This window comes from Halolamina rubra, from assembly GCF_000739555.1.
Lineage (GTDB): Archaea > Halobacteriota > Halobacteria > Halobacteriales > Haloferacaceae > Halolamina > Halolamina rubra.
This window is the reverse complement of sequence record NZ_BBJN01000029.1, coordinates 42,536-56,715: the sequence shown is the minus strand read 5'-3', so window position 1 is coordinate 56,715 and position 14,180 is coordinate 42,536. Positions and strand designations below refer to the sequence as shown.

General features: G+C 71.2%; 18 protein-coding genes and 1 pseudogene. 12 read left to right on the top strand and 7 right to left on the bottom strand.

Annotation, left to right across the window (positions count from 1 at the left end; genetic code table 11):
* Positions 1-67: 67 nt before the first annotated feature.
* Positions 68-475, top strand: coding sequence for a TRAM domain-containing protein (locus ACP95_RS07950; protein WP_049980687.1), 408 nt, complete (start codon positions 68-70; stop codon positions 473-475).
* Here ACP95_RS07950 and ACP95_RS07945 read toward each other — a convergent pair whose 3' ends face one another.
* Together ACP95_RS07945 and ACP95_RS07940 are read right to left on the bottom strand one after the other, a co-directional pair.
* On the bottom strand, positions 476-1,183 hold the full coding sequence (locus ACP95_RS07945) for a class I SAM-dependent methyltransferase (RefSeq protein ID WP_049980686.1): 708 nt from the start codon (positions 1,181-1,183) through the stop codon (positions 476-478).
* A gap of 90 nt (positions 1,184-1,273) precedes the next feature.
* Positions 1,274-1,666, bottom strand: coding sequence for a PPOX class F420-dependent oxidoreductase (locus ACP95_RS07940; protein ID WP_049980685.1), 393 nt, complete (start codon positions 1,664-1,666; stop codon positions 1,274-1,276).
* A gap of 87 nt (positions 1,667-1,753) precedes the next feature.
* Between ACP95_RS07940 and ACP95_RS07935 the strand changes: the two genes are divergently transcribed.
* Both ACP95_RS07935 and ACP95_RS07930 read left to right on the top strand, forming a co-directional pair.
* The gene (locus tag ACP95_RS07935; RefSeq protein WP_049980684.1) at positions 1,754-2,665 is read left to right on the top strand and encodes a glycosyltransferase family 2 protein; all 912 of its coding nucleotides are present in this window, start codon (positions 1,754-1,756) and stop codon (positions 2,663-2,665) included.
* 90 nt (positions 2,666-2,755) lie between these two features.
* Positions 2,756-3,214 carry a DUF6789 family protein gene (locus tag ACP95_RS07930; protein WP_049980683.1) on the top strand — a complete coding sequence of 153 codons (459 nt, stop codon included), beginning with the start codon at positions 2,756-2,758 and terminating at the stop codon, positions 3,212-3,214.
* Positions 3,215-3,221: 7 nt separating this feature from the next.
* Here the strand turns inward: ACP95_RS07930 and ACP95_RS07925 are convergent, their stop codons facing one another.
* On the bottom strand, positions 3,222-4,043 hold the full coding sequence (locus tag ACP95_RS07925) for an amidohydrolase (protein WP_049980682.1): 822 nt from the start codon (positions 4,041-4,043) through the stop codon (positions 3,222-3,224).
* 106 nt (positions 4,044-4,149) lie between these two features.
* Between ACP95_RS07925 and ACP95_RS07920 the strand changes: the two genes are divergently transcribed.
* From ACP95_RS07920 to ACP95_RS07900, 5 genes and pseudogenes are all read left to right on the top strand, one after another.
* A complete protein-coding gene (locus tag ACP95_RS07920; RefSeq protein WP_049980681.1) occupies positions 4,150-4,860 on the top strand; it encodes a phosphoribosyltransferase in 711 nt (236 codons plus the stop codon).
* 42 nt (positions 4,861-4,902) lie between these two features.
* Positions 4,903-5,612 (top strand): annotated as a pseudogene (locus tag ACP95_RS07915) (type 1 glutamine amidotransferase).
* 49 nt (positions 5,613-5,661) lie between these two features.
* Positions 5,662-6,825: an acyl-CoA dehydrogenase family protein gene (locus ACP95_RS07910; RefSeq protein WP_049980680.1), complete on the top strand. Its 1,164-nt coding sequence runs from the start codon at positions 5,662-5,664 to the stop codon at positions 6,823-6,825.
* Positions 6,826-7,317: 492 nt separating this feature from the next.
* Entirely contained in the window at positions 7,318-8,274 is a 957-nt protein-coding gene (locus ACP95_RS07905) for a phosphotransferase family protein (RefSeq protein WP_049980679.1), read from the top strand.
* 48 nt (positions 8,275-8,322) lie between these two features.
* Complete coding sequence (locus tag ACP95_RS07900; RefSeq protein ID WP_049980678.1) at positions 8,323-8,679, top strand: DUF7853 family protein; 357 nt, start codon at positions 8,323-8,325, stop codon at positions 8,677-8,679.
* On the opposite strand, the gene ACP95_RS07895 is transcribed toward ACP95_RS07900, so the two are convergent.
* Complete coding sequence (locus ACP95_RS07895; protein WP_049980677.1) at positions 8,674-9,030, bottom strand: DCC1-like thiol-disulfide oxidoreductase family protein; 357 nt, start codon at positions 9,028-9,030, stop codon at positions 8,674-8,676. The two genes, ACP95_RS07900 and ACP95_RS07895, sit on opposite strands and share 6 nt — an antisense overlap.
* A gap of 128 nt (positions 9,031-9,158) precedes the next feature.
* On the opposite strand from ACP95_RS07895, the gene ACP95_RS16095 reads away from it, so the two are divergent.
* Positions 9,159-9,317, top strand: a complete 159-nt coding sequence (locus tag ACP95_RS16095; RefSeq protein ID WP_202593802.1) for a DUF7559 family protein — start codon at positions 9,159-9,161, stop codon at positions 9,315-9,317.
* Positions 9,314-9,796 (top strand): Hsp20/alpha crystallin family protein, encoded by a 483-nt coding sequence (locus ACP95_RS07890; protein ID WP_049980676.1) that lies wholly within the window; start codon positions 9,314-9,316, stop codon positions 9,794-9,796. The genes ACP95_RS16095 and ACP95_RS07890 overlap by 4 nt, the downstream gene beginning before the upstream one ends.
* Position 9,797: 1 nt before the next feature.
* On the opposite strand, the gene ACP95_RS07885 is transcribed toward ACP95_RS07890, so the two are convergent.
* The 3 genes from ACP95_RS07885 to ACP95_RS07875 all read right to left on the bottom strand — a co-directional run bounded on the left by ACP95_RS07885 (position 9,798) and on the right by ACP95_RS07875 (position 12,628).
* On the bottom strand, positions 9,798-10,937 hold the full coding sequence (locus ACP95_RS07885; protein WP_049980675.1) for an NAD(P)/FAD-dependent oxidoreductase: 1,140 nt from the start codon (positions 10,935-10,937) through the stop codon (positions 9,798-9,800).
* A 155-nt stretch (positions 10,938-11,092) separates the two neighbouring features.
* Positions 11,093-11,698 (bottom strand): RPA family protein, encoded by a 606-nt coding sequence (locus ACP95_RS07880; RefSeq protein ID WP_049980674.1) that lies wholly within the window; start codon positions 11,696-11,698, stop codon positions 11,093-11,095.
* On the bottom strand, positions 11,699-12,628 hold the full coding sequence (locus tag ACP95_RS07875) for a replication factor A (protein WP_049980673.1): 930 nt from the start codon (positions 12,626-12,628) through the stop codon (positions 11,699-11,701).
* 208 nt (positions 12,629-12,836) lie between these two features.
* Between ACP95_RS07875 and ACP95_RS07870 the strand changes: the two genes are divergently transcribed.
* Positions 12,837-13,115, top strand: a complete 279-nt coding sequence (locus ACP95_RS07870) for a DUF7091 family protein (RefSeq protein WP_049980672.1) — start codon at positions 12,837-12,839, stop codon at positions 13,113-13,115.
* Positions 13,116-13,154: 39 nt separating this feature from the next.
* Complete coding sequence (locus ACP95_RS07865; protein WP_049980671.1) at positions 13,155-14,180, top strand: mannose-1-phosphate guanylyltransferase; 1,026 nt, start codon at positions 13,155-13,157, stop codon at positions 14,178-14,180.

Here is a 14,180-nt window from a genome sequence, read left to right as displayed (position 1 = left end):
GTTCACCCGCCCGTGAGAGCGGTACACATATTACGGAGGCCCGACTGGTCGTAGTCGAGTCTCAGCTATGGAGATCTCCGACGAACTACTCTGTCTGTTCAGTGCTACTGTCCGCGAGGAAGGCGACCGGTACGTCGTCGAAGTACCCAAACGGGAGATCGAGCGCGGCTCGCTCGAGTCGGGCGACACCTACCGCGTCGCCCTGATCGACGGGGACGGCGACGACGGCGCCGCCGCCGCGACGAACTCGACCTCCCAGCGCACGGGCGGCGAGGGCGAGCCCCAGCCACCGGTCGAGAAAGGCGAGGTGCGCTACGTCGAGGTCGAGGACATCGGCAAGCAGGGCGACGGGATCGCCCGCGTCGAGCGGGGGTACGTGATCATCGTCCCCGGCGCCGACGTGGGCGAGCGAGTGAAGATCGAGGTCTCCGAGGTGAAGTCGAACTTCGCCGTCGGGGAGATCATCGAGGAGTAGCTACTCGACCCGGGCGTTCCACCAGGAGACCGAGCAGAGCTTCTCGCCCAGCGGCGAGCTTCCGATCGCCGTGTCCAGCTTCCGGAACTGCCCCGCCATCGCGTCGGGGATCTTCCGGTAGAACCCGTAGGGGAGCACGAAGTCGTGCTCCGCGTCGGCGAGCTCCAGCCCCGCCGAGCCGACCAGCTCCGCGACCTCGTCGCGGCCGTAGAGGTGTGAGCCCATCGGCAGCAGGCGGTTGTACAGCACGCGGGTGCTGAAGTCGTTGAACGTGTCGAAGAACACCTGCTCCTCGGAGACGCGGGCCATCTCCGCCATGAACTTCCGGGGGGTGGGCGCGAGGTGGAAAAAGCGCATCGCGACCACCGCGTCGAAGTGGTCGTCGGGGAACGGGAGCCGGGCGGCGTCGCCGCGCATGAACTCCACGCGGTCGTCGACGCCGGCCTGTCGGGCCTTCTCGCGGCCCTGGGCCAGCATCGCGTCGGAGATGTCCAGCCCGACGATGTTCGCGCCGCGTTCGGCCAACATCACCGTGAACCGGCCGGTGCCGCAGGCGATCTCCAGCACGTCCCGGTCCTCGACGGGTCCGACGGCGTCGAGCACCGCCTGCTTCTCCCGGCGGTCGATCAGGCGGCCGCCGCGGGAGAACCGCTTGGCGTCGTACTCCTCGGCGACGTCGTCGGCCTGGTACCACTCCTTTCCCTTCACGCTACCGGGAGTCACGTGCCGAACACTAAAACCGTACTGCTTGGCGAAGGCGCCGACGCCGGCGAGACGCGTCGCCGCCGCGGCCGTCGCTCACCCGCTGGTCATGATCCGCTCGGTCGGGATCTTGATCAGCACCCGCGGCCCGCTCTCCTCGCCGTGGTGTGGGTACTCCTCCACGTCAAAGTAGCGCTGGGCGAGCTCGTCGATGTGTGCTTTCGCGCCCTCCTCGGTGAGTTCGGCCTCGCCCTGGACCGAGACGTACCGGTAGGGGTCCTCGGGGTCACAGACCGAGAGGCCGACAATCGGCTCGTTGCGCACGTTCTTCTCCTTCCGCCGGCCGCGGGCGGTGTTGACCAGCACGTACTCCCGGTTCTCGTGGTCGACCCACACCGGCGTGACGTGGGGCATCCCGTTGGGCATGATCGTCGCGAGGTGGGCGAACGACTCGGACTCGAACACGTCGACGTGAGACTCAGGTATCACGTTTCGGGGATGGCGCGGGGCCGAAGTAAGCGTTGGCCCCGGTCTGGGCGACCACGTTTTTAACCCTCGGACGGATGAAGGGGGAGTATGGATCTCTCGGTCGTGGTCCCGACGCTCAACGGACGGGACCGGCTCGCGGCCAGCCTCGACTCGCTGGCCGCGCGTGCGCCAGCCGCGGAGGTCGTCGTCGTCAACGGCCCCTCCGCCGACGGCACCACCGGGATGGTGCGGGAGCGCACCGACGTGGACGTGCTCGTCGAGGTCGCCGACCGCTGTATCAACGTCGCCCGGAACGCGGGCGTCGCCGCCGCCAGCGGCGACGCGATCGCGCTGCTCGGCTTCGACCTCCGGATCGCCGAGGGCTGGGTCGACGCCGTCCGGGACGGCCTCGCGGCCGCCAGCGCGGTCACGGGGCCAGTCCCCCGCGGCGACGACGACGACGGCCTCGAACGCCGGCGGATCGCGGGCCGGGACGTGAGCTACTTCAACGGCGACAACGTCGCGTTCCGGGCCGCGACGCTGCGGGACACGCTCGACGGGTTCGACGAGTACCTCCGGACCGGCGGCGCCCGCGACGCCGCCCACCGCCTCGCCGGCGCGGGCTACGACGTCGCCTGGCGCGACGCGATGGCGACGGACCGGGAGGCCGACGAGGGCGACGGGCCCGGCCCCCACGGGCCGGACGAGCAGCACCGGAACTGGAAGTACCGCTCGCTCAGCTACCGGCTGACGAAGAACTACGGCCCGCGGCCGACCGTCGCCCGGCGCACGCTCGCCCACGCCTCGGGCGACGCCGCCGACGCCGCGCGGGCCGTGCTCCGGGGGGAGGGGAGCCCCTCGGCGTGGTTCGGTCACGGCCGGGAGGTGATCGGCGGGATCCTCCGGGGGAGCGCCGACGGGCTGGTCGCCCGCGCCCGCGACCGCAGCGACACGCGCAACCCCTACGGGCTCGCCGTCGAGAAAGAGCGCGCGGTGGCGACGTACGACCGGCGGGAGTAGCCGCCGCGGGAGCGCCGTGTCGCGAACTGGGTCACAACCTGCACCTACCGTCCCCATACAGCCTTGGGTCGGGAACGACATTTCTCTGACGTGTCCACGACTGCACCCGCGGAGCGGCTCCCCGCCGGCGACTGGACGGCCGGCGTCACCGGCGGGATCGTCGGCGCCGCCGCGATGGCCTCGCTGATGCTCGCGACGGATCCGGCGACGCTCTCGACGGCGATCCCGTCGCTGTACGGGCTCGCGCCGCCCGAGCGCGTCGGCGTCGGGCTGGCGATCCACCTCTCCCACGGCGCAGTCCTCGGCGTCGCCTTCGCCGCGCTCGTCGGCGCCGTCGGCGTCGAGTCGCCGCTCGAAACCGTCGCCGCCGGCGCGTTCTGGGGGGTCGTCACCTGGGGCGTCCTGATCCTGCTGGTGCTGCCGGTGTGGCTCGCGGCCGTCGGGTCGCCGGCCGCGGCGGCGAGCAGCGACGTGCTGGCGCCGCTGCTCTGGCACCTCGTCTACGGCACGGTGCTGGGCGTCGTCTACAGCGCGACCGCCGACGCGTGAGTGGCGCTCAGAGGTCCGGGAGCAGCCCCGGCACGACCCGGGCCGGGTTCTTGGTGAACGCCCGGCGCATCGCGTCCTCGGAGACGTCGAGGGTGAGGATCTCCATGACGCCCACGTTGGGGTGGATCGACGGCGCCCCGCTGCCGAACAGGATCCGGTCGGGGTGTTCGAGCAGCCCCTGCTCCAGGATGTCCCGGTCCGGGACGTAGGCGGTGTCGAGGTAGAGTTCGTCGGACGTCTCGAGCAGCGCGAGCGCCGACTCCATCAGGCTCTCGTTCAGCGGGTAGCCGCCGAAGGAGGTGAGCACGACCGGGAACCCACGGTCGAGCAGCGTGTCGGCGACCGCGCGGGGCGGGCAGTCCTCGCCGGCGTGGACGAGCACGGGGTCGCCGACGGCGGCGAGCTGGTCGATCACCGCCTCGGTCGGCAGCCCGTCGTGGGCCGGGTCGAGCGTGAACCCGTGGTAGCGATCGTCGTAGGCGTACTGCTCCACGTCGCCGGCGGTGGTGTGGTGGGACTTCGCCCGTTTGACCGGGTTGACGAGCGGCCCGACGACACGGCTGACGTGCCGGGGGCCGCCGAGGCGGGCGAACGCCAGCAGCGGGCGATCGACGCTCAGGCGGGCGACCGCGTTGTTCGCCCGGAGGTACCCCTCGCCCCGTGGCGTGCGGCCGGGCGAGGCCGCCGCGCGCTCCACGCCGGCCTGGTGCATCTCCCGCTCCAGTCGTTCGGGAGAGACCTGTCGGCCCCGGACGGCGACGGCCTCCTCGTCCGGGTCGAGTCGCGTGTGCACGTCGGCGACCCGGAAGCCGTGCTCCAACTCCAGCATCTGTTCCCCTGTTCCCTCGATGACGCAAAAGGGAGGGGTCGGACGGTCGCCGACCCCGTTCGGGGTTCTGAACCCTTAACTGCCGGCCGCCCGCACGTTTCCACCGATGAGCGACCTCCCCGAGGATTTCGACTGCACGATCACCGACTGGGAGTACATCTACGGGCTCTGCCGGGACGTGGCGGAGGAGGTACGCGACGACGAGTTCGAGCCGGACGTCGTCGTCGCGCTGGCCCGCGGGGGCTGGTTCGCCGGGCGGTGCATCTGTGACTTCCTGGGCCTCGACGACCTCGCGAGCCTGAAGATGGAGCACTACGTCGGCACCGCCGAGAAGTCCGACAGCGCCGAGGTGCGCTACCCGATGCCGGAGGGCAGCGTCGAGGGGAAGGACGTGCTGATCATCGACGACATCGCCGACACCGGCGGGTCGATCGAGCGCGCCGACGAGTACGTCCGGGACCGCAACCCCGGCACCGTGCGGACCGCGACGCTCCAGCTGCTGGGCACCTCCGAGTTCGAGCCCGATTACGTCGGTGAGTACCTCTCGGAGTGGACGTGGATGGTGTACCCGTGGAACTTCATCGAGGACATGGTCGACCTGATCTCCGGCGCGATGGCCCAGGAGGACGGCGGCGAGACGTTCGACGAGGAGGAGATCCGCGGCCTGCTCGCGGAGCACCACGGGATCAACCGGATCGAGATGGAGATCGCCCAGCCGGACCGGCTGGAGGAGGTGCTCGAGGAGATGGTCCACCGCGGCTACCTCGAACGCGATGGCGACTCGTGGCGGCTGGTCTCGGAAGACGGCGACGCCTGAACCCCCGAAAGCGTCTTTTCGCGGCGTCACCCACCTGTAGCCATGAGCAGGCTTCGCTTCGCGCTGCTGCACGCGGCCCACGGCGACGAGAACACCAGTCGCAACTTCCGGCGCGAGCTCGACGCGACCTCGCAGAGTTCGACGTGACCGACGGCCAACTCCCCGCCGACCACGCGTTCGACGGCGTCGTCGTCACTGGCTCCCGCGCGTCCGTCTACTGGGACGAGGCGTGGATCCCGCCGCTGGTCGACTGGGTCGCCGAGGCCCACGAGCGCGGGATCCCGATCCTCGGCGTCTGTTACGGCCACCAGGTGCTCGCGGAGGCGCTGGGCGGCCGCGTCGCGGGGATGGACGGGTTCGAGATCGGCTACAACGAGATCGAGCGCCGCCCCGAGGCCGCCGACGACGAACTGCTCGACGGGCTGGGCGAGGCGTTCCTCGCGTTCACCACCCACGGCGACACCGTCGTCGACCTGCCGCCCGAGGCGGCGCTGCTCGCGGAGAACGACTACGGCGTCCACGCGTTCCGCGCGGGACACGCCTGGGGCGTGCAGTTCCACCCCGAGTACGACGTCGAGACCGCCCGCGAGGTGACCGAGGACAAGCGCGACAGCGTCGGCGACGAGCGCGTCGACGCCGTGCTCGACGAGATCACGCCCGCCAACTACGAGGCCGCCTGCGAGACTAAGCGGCTGTTCGAGAACTTCACGCGGTACGCCGAGCGGGTCGCCGCCGAGGAAGCCAGCGCGTAGCGGCCGGGGATAGCGAACCCCTTTTGCCCCCTTGTACCGCAGTACCACTATGCTCGACTACGTCGGACTGGAGGGCGACCTCGACGAGGAGGAGCGGCTGATCCGTGACACCGCGCGTCGCTTCGTCGAGGAGGAGGTTCGGGACGACATCGGCCAGCACTGGATCGACGGCACGTTCCCCACGGAGCTGATCGAGGAGATGGGCGAGCTCGGCTTCTACGCGCCCAACCTCGAGGGGTACGGCTCGCCGAACGTCTCCGAGACCGCGTACGGCCTGCTGATGCAGGAGCTCGAGGCGTGTGACTCCGGCCTGCGCTCGATGGCCTCCGTGCAGGGCGCGCTGGTGATGTACCCGATCCATGCGTTCGGCAGCGAGGAGCAGAAGGAGCGCTGGCTGCCCGACCTCGGCGCCGGCGAGGCGGTCGGCTGCTTCGGGCTCACGGAGCCGGAACACGGCTCGAACCCCAGCGCGATGGAGACCCACGCCGTGAAGGAGGGCGGCGAGTACGTGCTCAACGGCTCGAAGACGTGGATCACCAACTCACCGATCGCCGACGTGGCGGTCGTCTGGGCGAAGGACCGCTCCGCGGAGGGCACCCCGGTCCGCGGGTTCCTCGTCGAGACGGACCGCGACGGCGTGACGACGAACAAGATCGACGAGAAGCTCTCGCTGCGGGCGTCGATCACCGGCGAGATCAGCCTGCAGGACGTGCACGTGCCGGAGGACGCCGTCCTGCCGAACGTCGAGGGGATGAAGGGCCCGCTCTCCTGTCTCACCCAGGCGCGCTACGGGATTGCCTGGGGCGCCGTCGGCGCCGCGCGGGACTGCTTCGAGACCGCCCGCCAGTACGCCACCGACCGAGAGCAGTTCGGCGGCCCGATCGGGCGATTCCAGCTCCAGCAGCAGAAGCTGGCGGAGATGGCGACCCAGATCACCACCGCCCAGCTGCTGGCCTACCGCCTCGCCGAACTGAAGGAGCGCGGCGACCTCCGGCCCCAGCACGTCTCGATGGCGAAGCGCAACAACGTCCGGATGGCCCGCGAGCAGGCGCCGGTGGCGCGGGAGATGCTCGGCGGTAACGGGATCGTCGCCGACCACTCGCCGATGCGGCACATGGCGAACCTGGAGACGGTGTACACGTACGAGGGCACCCACGACATCCACACGCTGATTCTCGGCGAGGATCTGACGGGGATCCCGGCCTACGAGTAACCAGTTTTCCCGTTCTGGTGGGGCCGTCGTTGACTGGATTTCGCTGATAGCGATGTGAACATCACCGCGGAGTGAGCTAGACAACTTGCGACCGCACCGCCCGGCACAGCCCTCAGGCCTCCCCAGCCGGCTCCCTCCTTCGCTCCGCTCAGTCGGTCGTCCCTCGCGCTTGGATCGCGCACGGAGGCGCGACCGCTTCGTGCCGACCGCGACCGCAGTGCGGTGGTGGTGGACGCCTCGCGGCCGGCAGCGGTCGCCGGCCGCGGGGGGAGGGGTGGGGACTCCGTGCTGTGCCGGACCCTGTGTCCGGCAAACTGCGGTCGCAAGTGGTCAACGAACGAGATGCTGTTACTGGAGTCAACAACCAGGGGTCACAGGAGTTCCGTAAAACAGAAACTACTTATGCAGTATCACTAATTACCAACCCGTCTTCTCCCGGCCGGAGCCGCTGCACCGTCCCGGCCGGCCGCCGCCCGTCACGCGGCGCTCACCATGACCGAAACCGACGTTCACAGCGCCCTATCGGCCCACACCGACCAGTACGGAATCGTTCGCGAACTCCACCGCGTCCGCCCGCACGTCACCTACGAGGTCCGGTTCCGGGGCGAGCGCGCGGTCTGTAAGCTCGAAACCCACCCGGAGGCCACCCTCGGCCGCGAGGCGGCGGCGATGCGGTACGTCGCCGAATCCACGAGCGTCCCCGTGCCCGAACTGCTCGCCGTCGGCGACGACCACTTCGTGGCGCGCTGGGTCGACGCAGTTCCGGACGGAACACCGACGTGCGACGAGGCTCGGATCCGGGCGCTCGGTCGGGGGCTGGCGACGCTGCACGCCGAGACGGCCGAGATCGGCTGGCCCGGTCGCCTCCGGCCGGCGAGCGCCGTCGACGACCCGACGACGCCCCCGGTCGAGTCGAACCCGTGCTGGAGCGACACGCTGATCGCACTCCTGGAGCGGCGCGCCCGGTTCCTCGACGGCGTGGGCTACGGCGAGCTGGCGCGGGACGTGCTGGGGTGGGTGCGCGAGCACCGCGACCTGTTCGACGCCGCGGGCGACGCGGTGCTGTGTCACGGCAACTACTTCGGGGAGCACGTGGGGCTCGAAACCGGCGGGACAGTCGCCGCAGTCATCGACTTCGAGCACGCCCTCGCGGCGCCGGCGGAGTGGGACTACCTGCGGACCGTCCTCCCCGTGTTCGGCCCCGGCGTCGACCACGACGTGCCGGAGGCGGCGTTCCGCGAGGCGTACGAGTCGGTCCGGCCGCTCCCCGCGGGGTTCGATCGGCGCCGCGAGGCGCTGACGCTCTGTAACGGGCTCTCCTACCTCCGATCGCTCCACCTCCAGCGCGGGGATCGGGACTCGGCCCAGGCCGTCGCCCGCCGTGCGCGGCGCCTCGCCGCCTCGATCCGCGACCGGCTCGGGTCGCTCCGGAACGAACGGGGGGTGTAACCGATGCGTAACTATACCCGTCTGGCCGAAAGAGAGTCGACAAGGCCGATGGCCGATCCGAAACACGACGACGGTGCCCGCCTCGATCTCGGCGACGAGGAGCAGTGGGTGCTCCACGCAGCCCTCCTGCAGTATCTCGACGAACGGACGGACGACACGACGGAGCCGGCGGCCGACGACGGGGGGTTCCCCGACTCGGCCGACGAGGAGGAGCCGGCGATGGAGGGGAAACCCGCGGCCGCGCTCGAGCTGCTCGACGCGCTCGAGGGCGACGAGCCGCTCCGGCTCGACCGCGAGGCGCTGCTGCTCGTCCGGGAGCTGCTCTCGGAGTATCTCGCCGGCGCGCCGCTGCGGGACCGCGCGACCTGCCGGAGCGTGCTGGCGGCGGTCCGCGACGAGTTATAGCGACTCGCGGCTGACGAGCTTCCCCCACCGCGCCCGGCGGTTCGCGCCCCACCGGTAGCACCACTCGCGCAGCCGGTCGTACCCCGGTAGCTTCTCCAGCAGCCAGAACACCGGCACGAAGAGGACGCTCATCCGGACCAGCACGCCCTGGACGGCGGCGCCCGCGGAGTAGACGGCGTCGTCGGTCAGCAGGTGCGTCGACTCCCGCCAGTTCTCGGGGAGGCGGGCTCGCTGGTCGGGCGACAGCGCCGAGAACGCGACCGGCTCCACGTCGCCGTAGCGCGCGCCGACGGCGGCACACCACGTACAGAACCCGCAGTCGTCGTCGTACACCAGCCGCGGCTTGGCCATACGCCCAGTTGGGCGGCCGACGGTTTCGGCCTTGCGCCGCGCAGGAGCCGGCTGGGGGCACAGACACCGCTCGAAACGACCCGGTGCCCGCCCCGTTTAAGCCGCCGGCGCCCGAACGACCGGGTACGATGCCCGCCACGAAGGAGGTCAAGTGTACGAGCGACGACTGCGAGCTCGACATGTTTGAGAACCACTACACGTACGACATCGCCGACGACCACTCCGTCGCGGATCTCTCCTGTCCGCTGTGTGGGGGGACCGACTGCCTGGAGGCGATCGAGCTATGACGAAGCTCGGCGATATCGGCGGCTCGGCCGTCGACGCGGTGATGGAGCGTGTCGGCCGCGGCGTGAGCCGCGTGCAGGAGCGCAAGCCGCTGCCGTACGACCTGCTGGAGAGCGAGGACGCCTACCTCGTCGTGTTCGACGCGCCCGGCGTCGAGCCCTCGGACGTGCAGGTGCGGTTCGTCGACGGCGAGGTGCAGGTGCGGGCCGACCGCTTCCGGGCGTTCCACGAGGAGTTCGAGACGCGGTTCCCCGGCCGCGGGCTGGCGCTCTCCGGGCGGGCACGCCTCCCGCCGGACGCCATCGTCGACGCCGGCGGCGCCGACGCGACGCTCACCGAGAACGGGACGCTCAAGGTCCGCATCCCGAAGGACGCCGACGCGACCGACGTGCCGCTGGACGCCGAGGGCGAGGACGAAACGGAGCCCGAGGACGAGGCGGAGATCGGGGGCGAGGACGCCCCGGACGGCGACGAGGCGTAATCTACAGCGACATCCCTTCTTCGACGGCGAACTCGGGCACCCCCTCGAACCGCGAGGGGGCGTACTTCTCGATCGGCTCGCGCTCCCCGAGCACCTGCTTCGCGAGCGCCTCGCCCGTCGCGGGCGCCCGGAGGAACCCGTGGCCCTGCCAGCCGGTCGCGACGTAGAGGTCCGACTCCACCTCGCCCAGCAGCGGCTCGTGGTCGGGCGTCGCCGTCGCGATGCCGGCCCACGCGGCGTCGGCGCCGGCGTCGTGGCCGGTCCGGCTCGCCACGGCGTCGACGGCGCCGTCGACGAACCAGTCGTCGCCGCGGGGCTCCCAGCCGTCCGGGTCGCACTCCTCGGGGACGGTGCCGTCGCCCGCGAGCAGCCCCTCCGGGTGCGGGCGGAAGTAGACGCCGGCGTCGGTGTCGAGCACCATCGGCCCGTCGTACTCTCCCTCGGAGACGAGCGCCTGCACGCGGTACGGTTTGAGCGGGAGCTGGATCCCCGTCGGCGCCAGCACGCGCTTGGTCCAGCCGCCGCCGGCGACGACGACGGCGTCGAAGCGCTCGCCGTCGACCCGGGGGCCGTCGCCGCGGTGGGAGACGCCCGCCTCGACGCCCGTCCAGCAGTCGACGCCGACGTCGCGCGCGCGGTCGGCCATCGCCGCGACGTACGCGCCCGGCCCCGGCGTGGCGTACGCCGCGCGCTCGGTCACGGCTGCGAGGCCGACCCCCGAGAGGTCGAGTTCGGGAAACCGGTCGGCGATCGCCGCGGGCTCGTGGCAGGCCACGTCGACGCCCTGTTCCCGGGCGGCGTCGATCTGCTCGCGGAGCGCGGCCTGCTTCCGCTCGGCGTCGGCGTCGACGAGGGTCACCTGCGGCGTGGCTTCGACCGAGAACCGGTGGTCGCGCTCGCTCAGCCACTCGAAGCGGTCCATCGCCCGGCTCGCGATCTCGGCGCCGACGGCGTCGGTCGGCCGCGGCGCGAGCACGCCCGCCGCGCGGTGGGAGCTCCCCTCGATCCGGTCGCGGGGGCGGGTCCGGTCGTCGCCCAGCTCCTCGTCGCGCTCGTAGAGGCGCACGTCGGCGCCGCCCCGTGCGAGGTCGTGGGCCGCGGTGACGCCGACGGCGCCGCCGCCGACGACGGCTACGCGCATCGGCGCTCCGCGGGTCGGGCGCGTCGCTCTCGGGCGATTCTCTCGGCGCGGGCACGGCTGTCCATACCCGCCCGTGTGTCCCGACTCACTTAGCCGCTACCGGTTCGGACTGCGCTGTCCGGGCTGAAAAGAACTCGAAAGACCGGGTGGCCGGACTACGCGGTCGGTTCGGCCTGCTCGTCGGCCTCGCCGTCCTCGTCCATCCCGCGGAGCGCCTCGACGGCGGCCTCGCGGTAGCGGTCGGGGTCGGCGTCGTAGCGGTCCGCGGCCATCCGGGCGTACTCGTTCCCTTCGTCGTCGAAGGCGGCGACGCGCTCGACCGTGCGTTCGGCGGTCTCGACGACCCAGCGGTCCCGGGTCGCGGCGTCGACGACCGTGATCGACTCGGGGCGGACCGAGACGTTCACGTTGCCGTCGTCGGTCTCGTACGTTCGCGGCTTGCCGACGACCGCGACGTAGGCAGGCGGTTCGAGATCACGCAGCGTGGAGGCGGCCTCGGGCTGGTACTGGCCAGCGTAGACGAAGAACGTCCCCGTCGGGTCGACGATGCGACCCCGCCAGTACTCGTTGTCCTCGCCGATGTCCTCCTTCTCGGTCAGGGTGCCGACGAAGAACACGCGGTTGGCCTTCTCCCCCGTCGGGAGCAGCTGGTAGGCCGGGGCGCGCTCGTCGTCGGACTCCTTGAACGTGTGGCTGGCGTCGTTGAACTCGGCGGCGAAGACGCGGCGTGCGACTTCGCGCATGGGGGCGTTTGCGGACATTTAGATCGACCTCGCTTTGATCAGCGCGCTCTCGGGATCGGCCGGCCCGTCCAGGCGCTCGAACGCGTCGACGAGCACGTAGCGCCCGAACACGGGGCCGGACACCTCGAAGTAGTGGCCCAGCAGGTCGCCCTGCATCTCCTCGACGACGACGGTCGTGTCGAGGGCGTCGGTGGCCATCTGCTTGGCCTCCTCGAGGTCGATCCCGGTCAGTTCCTCGGTGGTCTCCTTGTCGAAGATGACTTCGTGGACCGACTGGCCGTCGTCCAGCACGGCCTTGATCCGGAGGTCGAACTCGCCGTCGACCTGGCCGTGCTCGGAGCAGCGACCGTTCTGGAGCACGCGCGTGCAGTCGTCCTCGGGGCAGCGCTTGATCAGCCCGGAGCCGGACTGCACGTCGACCAGCGCGCCCTCGACGGTGACGGCGTCGTCGCCGACCTCGACCTCCTCGTCGAGTTCGGTGATCGTGGTCGTCCTGTTGAGCTTCACCGAGAAGCTCCCCTCGTACTCGTCGGTGACGACGTTCGAGAGGGCGTAGCTCGCCCCCTCCTCCAGTTCGGGGAGGTCCGAGGTGTCGAACGCGACGAACTTCATCGTCCCGCTCTCGTCGCCCAGCAGGCCCACCTGCGCGATGGACTCGTGGCCGGGCTCCCAGAGATCCGCGACCTTCACGCGGAGGTCGATCCACTGCTCGTCCTCGTCGATGTCGCCCAGCTGGACGAGCTCGCTGTCGCCGCTGCCGAGCTCCTCGCGCTCGAGGTCGGCCTCGTCGAGGTACTGACTCTCGACGCTGCGCCGGGCCTCGTCGAGGGGGACGCGGTACTCCTCCACCAGGGTCTCGAGGCGCTCCTCGACGTCCTCCTGGGTGATGTCTAGGTGGTCCGAGAACTGTTCGGCTATCGCCGCTGCGTGTGACTCGAGTTCGCTCATGGTTGCCTGCCTCCGCCTGTGTTTCGTTGGGAGGCGTACGCTGGTTGGTTCCTAACGGTATTTAAGATTCCGCCACCGGGGTGGAACTGAAACGTCGAGCGGCCCGGGTGTCGACGTGAGGGGCTTTCGAACCCAGGCGCGTGAACGCGCCGGGGGCGTCGACGCGCCGGGGCGACGGCTCTTTGGGTCCGGCCCGCCACGGTCCGCCATGGACGACCGCCTCGAACGGTTCATCCGGACGAAGCTCCGGAACGCGGGCAAGCAGTTCGAGGAGGCCCGCGAGGCGTACGAGACGGGGCGTGCGCCCGCCGAGTTCGACCTCCCGACCGACGAGCAGGGCCGGGCGAAGCTCGTCTGCCGGCGCCACGCCGACCGCCGCGCCGTCGAGGTCGACGCCGAGGGACGACCGGCCTGCTTCGACGCCGACCACCCGGACTGCCGGGGCTGTGCCGAGGACGTGCGCGAGGGCGTCGTCGAGACGTGGTGAGACCCGGGGGTTGAACACCGTCCGGCGACACGTCCGGCTGTGAAAACCGTCGCGCTCGTCCTCGCGGGCGGCATCGGCTCGCGACTCTACCCCGCCAGCAGGGCCGACCGGCCCAAGCAGTTCCTCCCCGTCGGCGGCGACCGCTCGCTGCTCGCCCGGACCGTCGACCGCGCCGGCTTCGCCGACGAGACGGTCGTCGCCACCCGGCCCGAGTTCGCCGACGAGATCGGCGAGCACGCGCCCGAGGCCGAGGTCCTGGTCGAACCCGACGGGAAGGACACCGGCCCGGCGCTGACGTACGCGACCCACCGGATCCGGGAGCGGTACGGCGACGCCGACGAGCCGCTCGTGGTCCTCGCGCTCCCGAGCGACCACCACGTCGACGACGACGACGCGTTCCGGGCGGCGATGACCGACGGCGCCCGGGTCGCCGCCGACACCGGCCGGCTCGTCACCTTCGGCGTCACGCCCGACCGGCCCGAGACCGGCTACGGCTACGTCGAGCCCGGCGCCGCGCGGGAGGCCGACGGCGTCGCGTTCCACGAGGTCGTGACGTTCCACGAGAAGCCCGACGCTGAGACCGCCCGGGCGTACGTCGACGCGGGCTACCGCTGGAACAGCGGCATGTTCGCGTGGACGCCCGAGAGCTTCCTCGACGCCGCGGCGGACTCCCCGCTCGCGCCGCTGGTCGACGCGCTCGCGGCGGGCGACCCCGAGGCGGGGTTCGACGCGGTCGAACCGGTGTCGGTCGACTACGCGGTGTTCGAGCGCGCCGAGGGCGTCGCCGTCGTCGACGCCGACTTCGCGTGGGACGACCTCGGCACGTGGGACGCGCTCGACCGCGTGCTGGCGCCGGACGAGGACGGCAACGTCGCGCTCGGGGCGTACACCGCCGTCGACGCCGCGGACAACGTGGTCGCGAGCGACGACAAACACGTCTCGCTGGTCGGGGTGTCGGGGCTGGCGGTCGTCGCCTACGACGACCGCGTGCTGGTGGTGCCGAAAGACGACGCCGGGCGCGTGCGAGAACTGGTCTCCCTGCTGGCCGACCGCGACGCGTTCTGA

Coding starts and splice junctions, on each gene's coding strand:
- ACP95_RS07950 (WP_049980687.1), top strand. CDS start 68: ATGGAGATCTCCGACGAACTACTCTGTCTGTTCAGTGCTACTGTCCGC.
- ACP95_RS07935 (WP_049980684.1), top strand. CDS start 1,754: ATGGATCTCTCGGTCGTGGTCCCGACGCTCAACGGACGGGACCGGCTC.
- ACP95_RS07925 (WP_049980682.1), bottom strand. CDS start 4,043: ATGCTGGAGTTGGAGCACGGCTTCCGGGTCGCCGACGTGCACACGCGA.
- ACP95_RS07920 (WP_049980681.1), top strand. CDS start 4,150: ATGAGCGACCTCCCCGAGGATTTCGACTGCACGATCACCGACTGGGAG.
- ACP95_RS07910 (WP_049980680.1), top strand. CDS start 5,662: ATGCTCGACTACGTCGGACTGGAGGGCGACCTCGACGAGGAGGAGCGG.
- ACP95_RS07905 (WP_049980679.1), top strand. CDS start 7,318: ATGACCGAAACCGACGTTCACAGCGCCCTATCGGCCCACACCGACCAG.
- ACP95_RS07900 (WP_049980678.1), top strand. CDS start 8,323: ATGGCCGATCCGAAACACGACGACGGTGCCCGCCTCGATCTCGGCGAC.
- ACP95_RS07895 (WP_049980677.1), bottom strand. CDS start 9,030: ATGGCCAAGCCGCGGCTGGTGTACGACGACGACTGCGGGTTCTGTACG.
- ACP95_RS16095 (WP_202593802.1), top strand. CDS start 9,159: ATGCCCGCCACGAAGGAGGTCAAGTGTACGAGCGACGACTGCGAGCTC.
- ACP95_RS07890 (WP_049980676.1), top strand. CDS start 9,314: ATGACGAAGCTCGGCGATATCGGCGGCTCGGCCGTCGACGCGGTGATG.
- ACP95_RS07885 (WP_049980675.1), bottom strand. CDS start 10,937: ATGCGCGTAGCCGTCGTCGGCGGCGGCGCCGTCGGCGTCACCGCGGCC.
- ACP95_RS07880 (WP_049980674.1), bottom strand. CDS start 11,698: ATGTCCGCAAACGCCCCCATGCGCGAAGTCGCACGCCGCGTCTTCGCC.
- ACP95_RS07875 (WP_049980673.1), bottom strand. CDS start 12,628: ATGAGCGAACTCGAGTCACACGCAGCGGCGATAGCCGAACAGTTCTCG.
- ACP95_RS07870 (WP_049980672.1), top strand. CDS start 12,837: ATGGACGACCGCCTCGAACGGTTCATCCGGACGAAGCTCCGGAACGCG.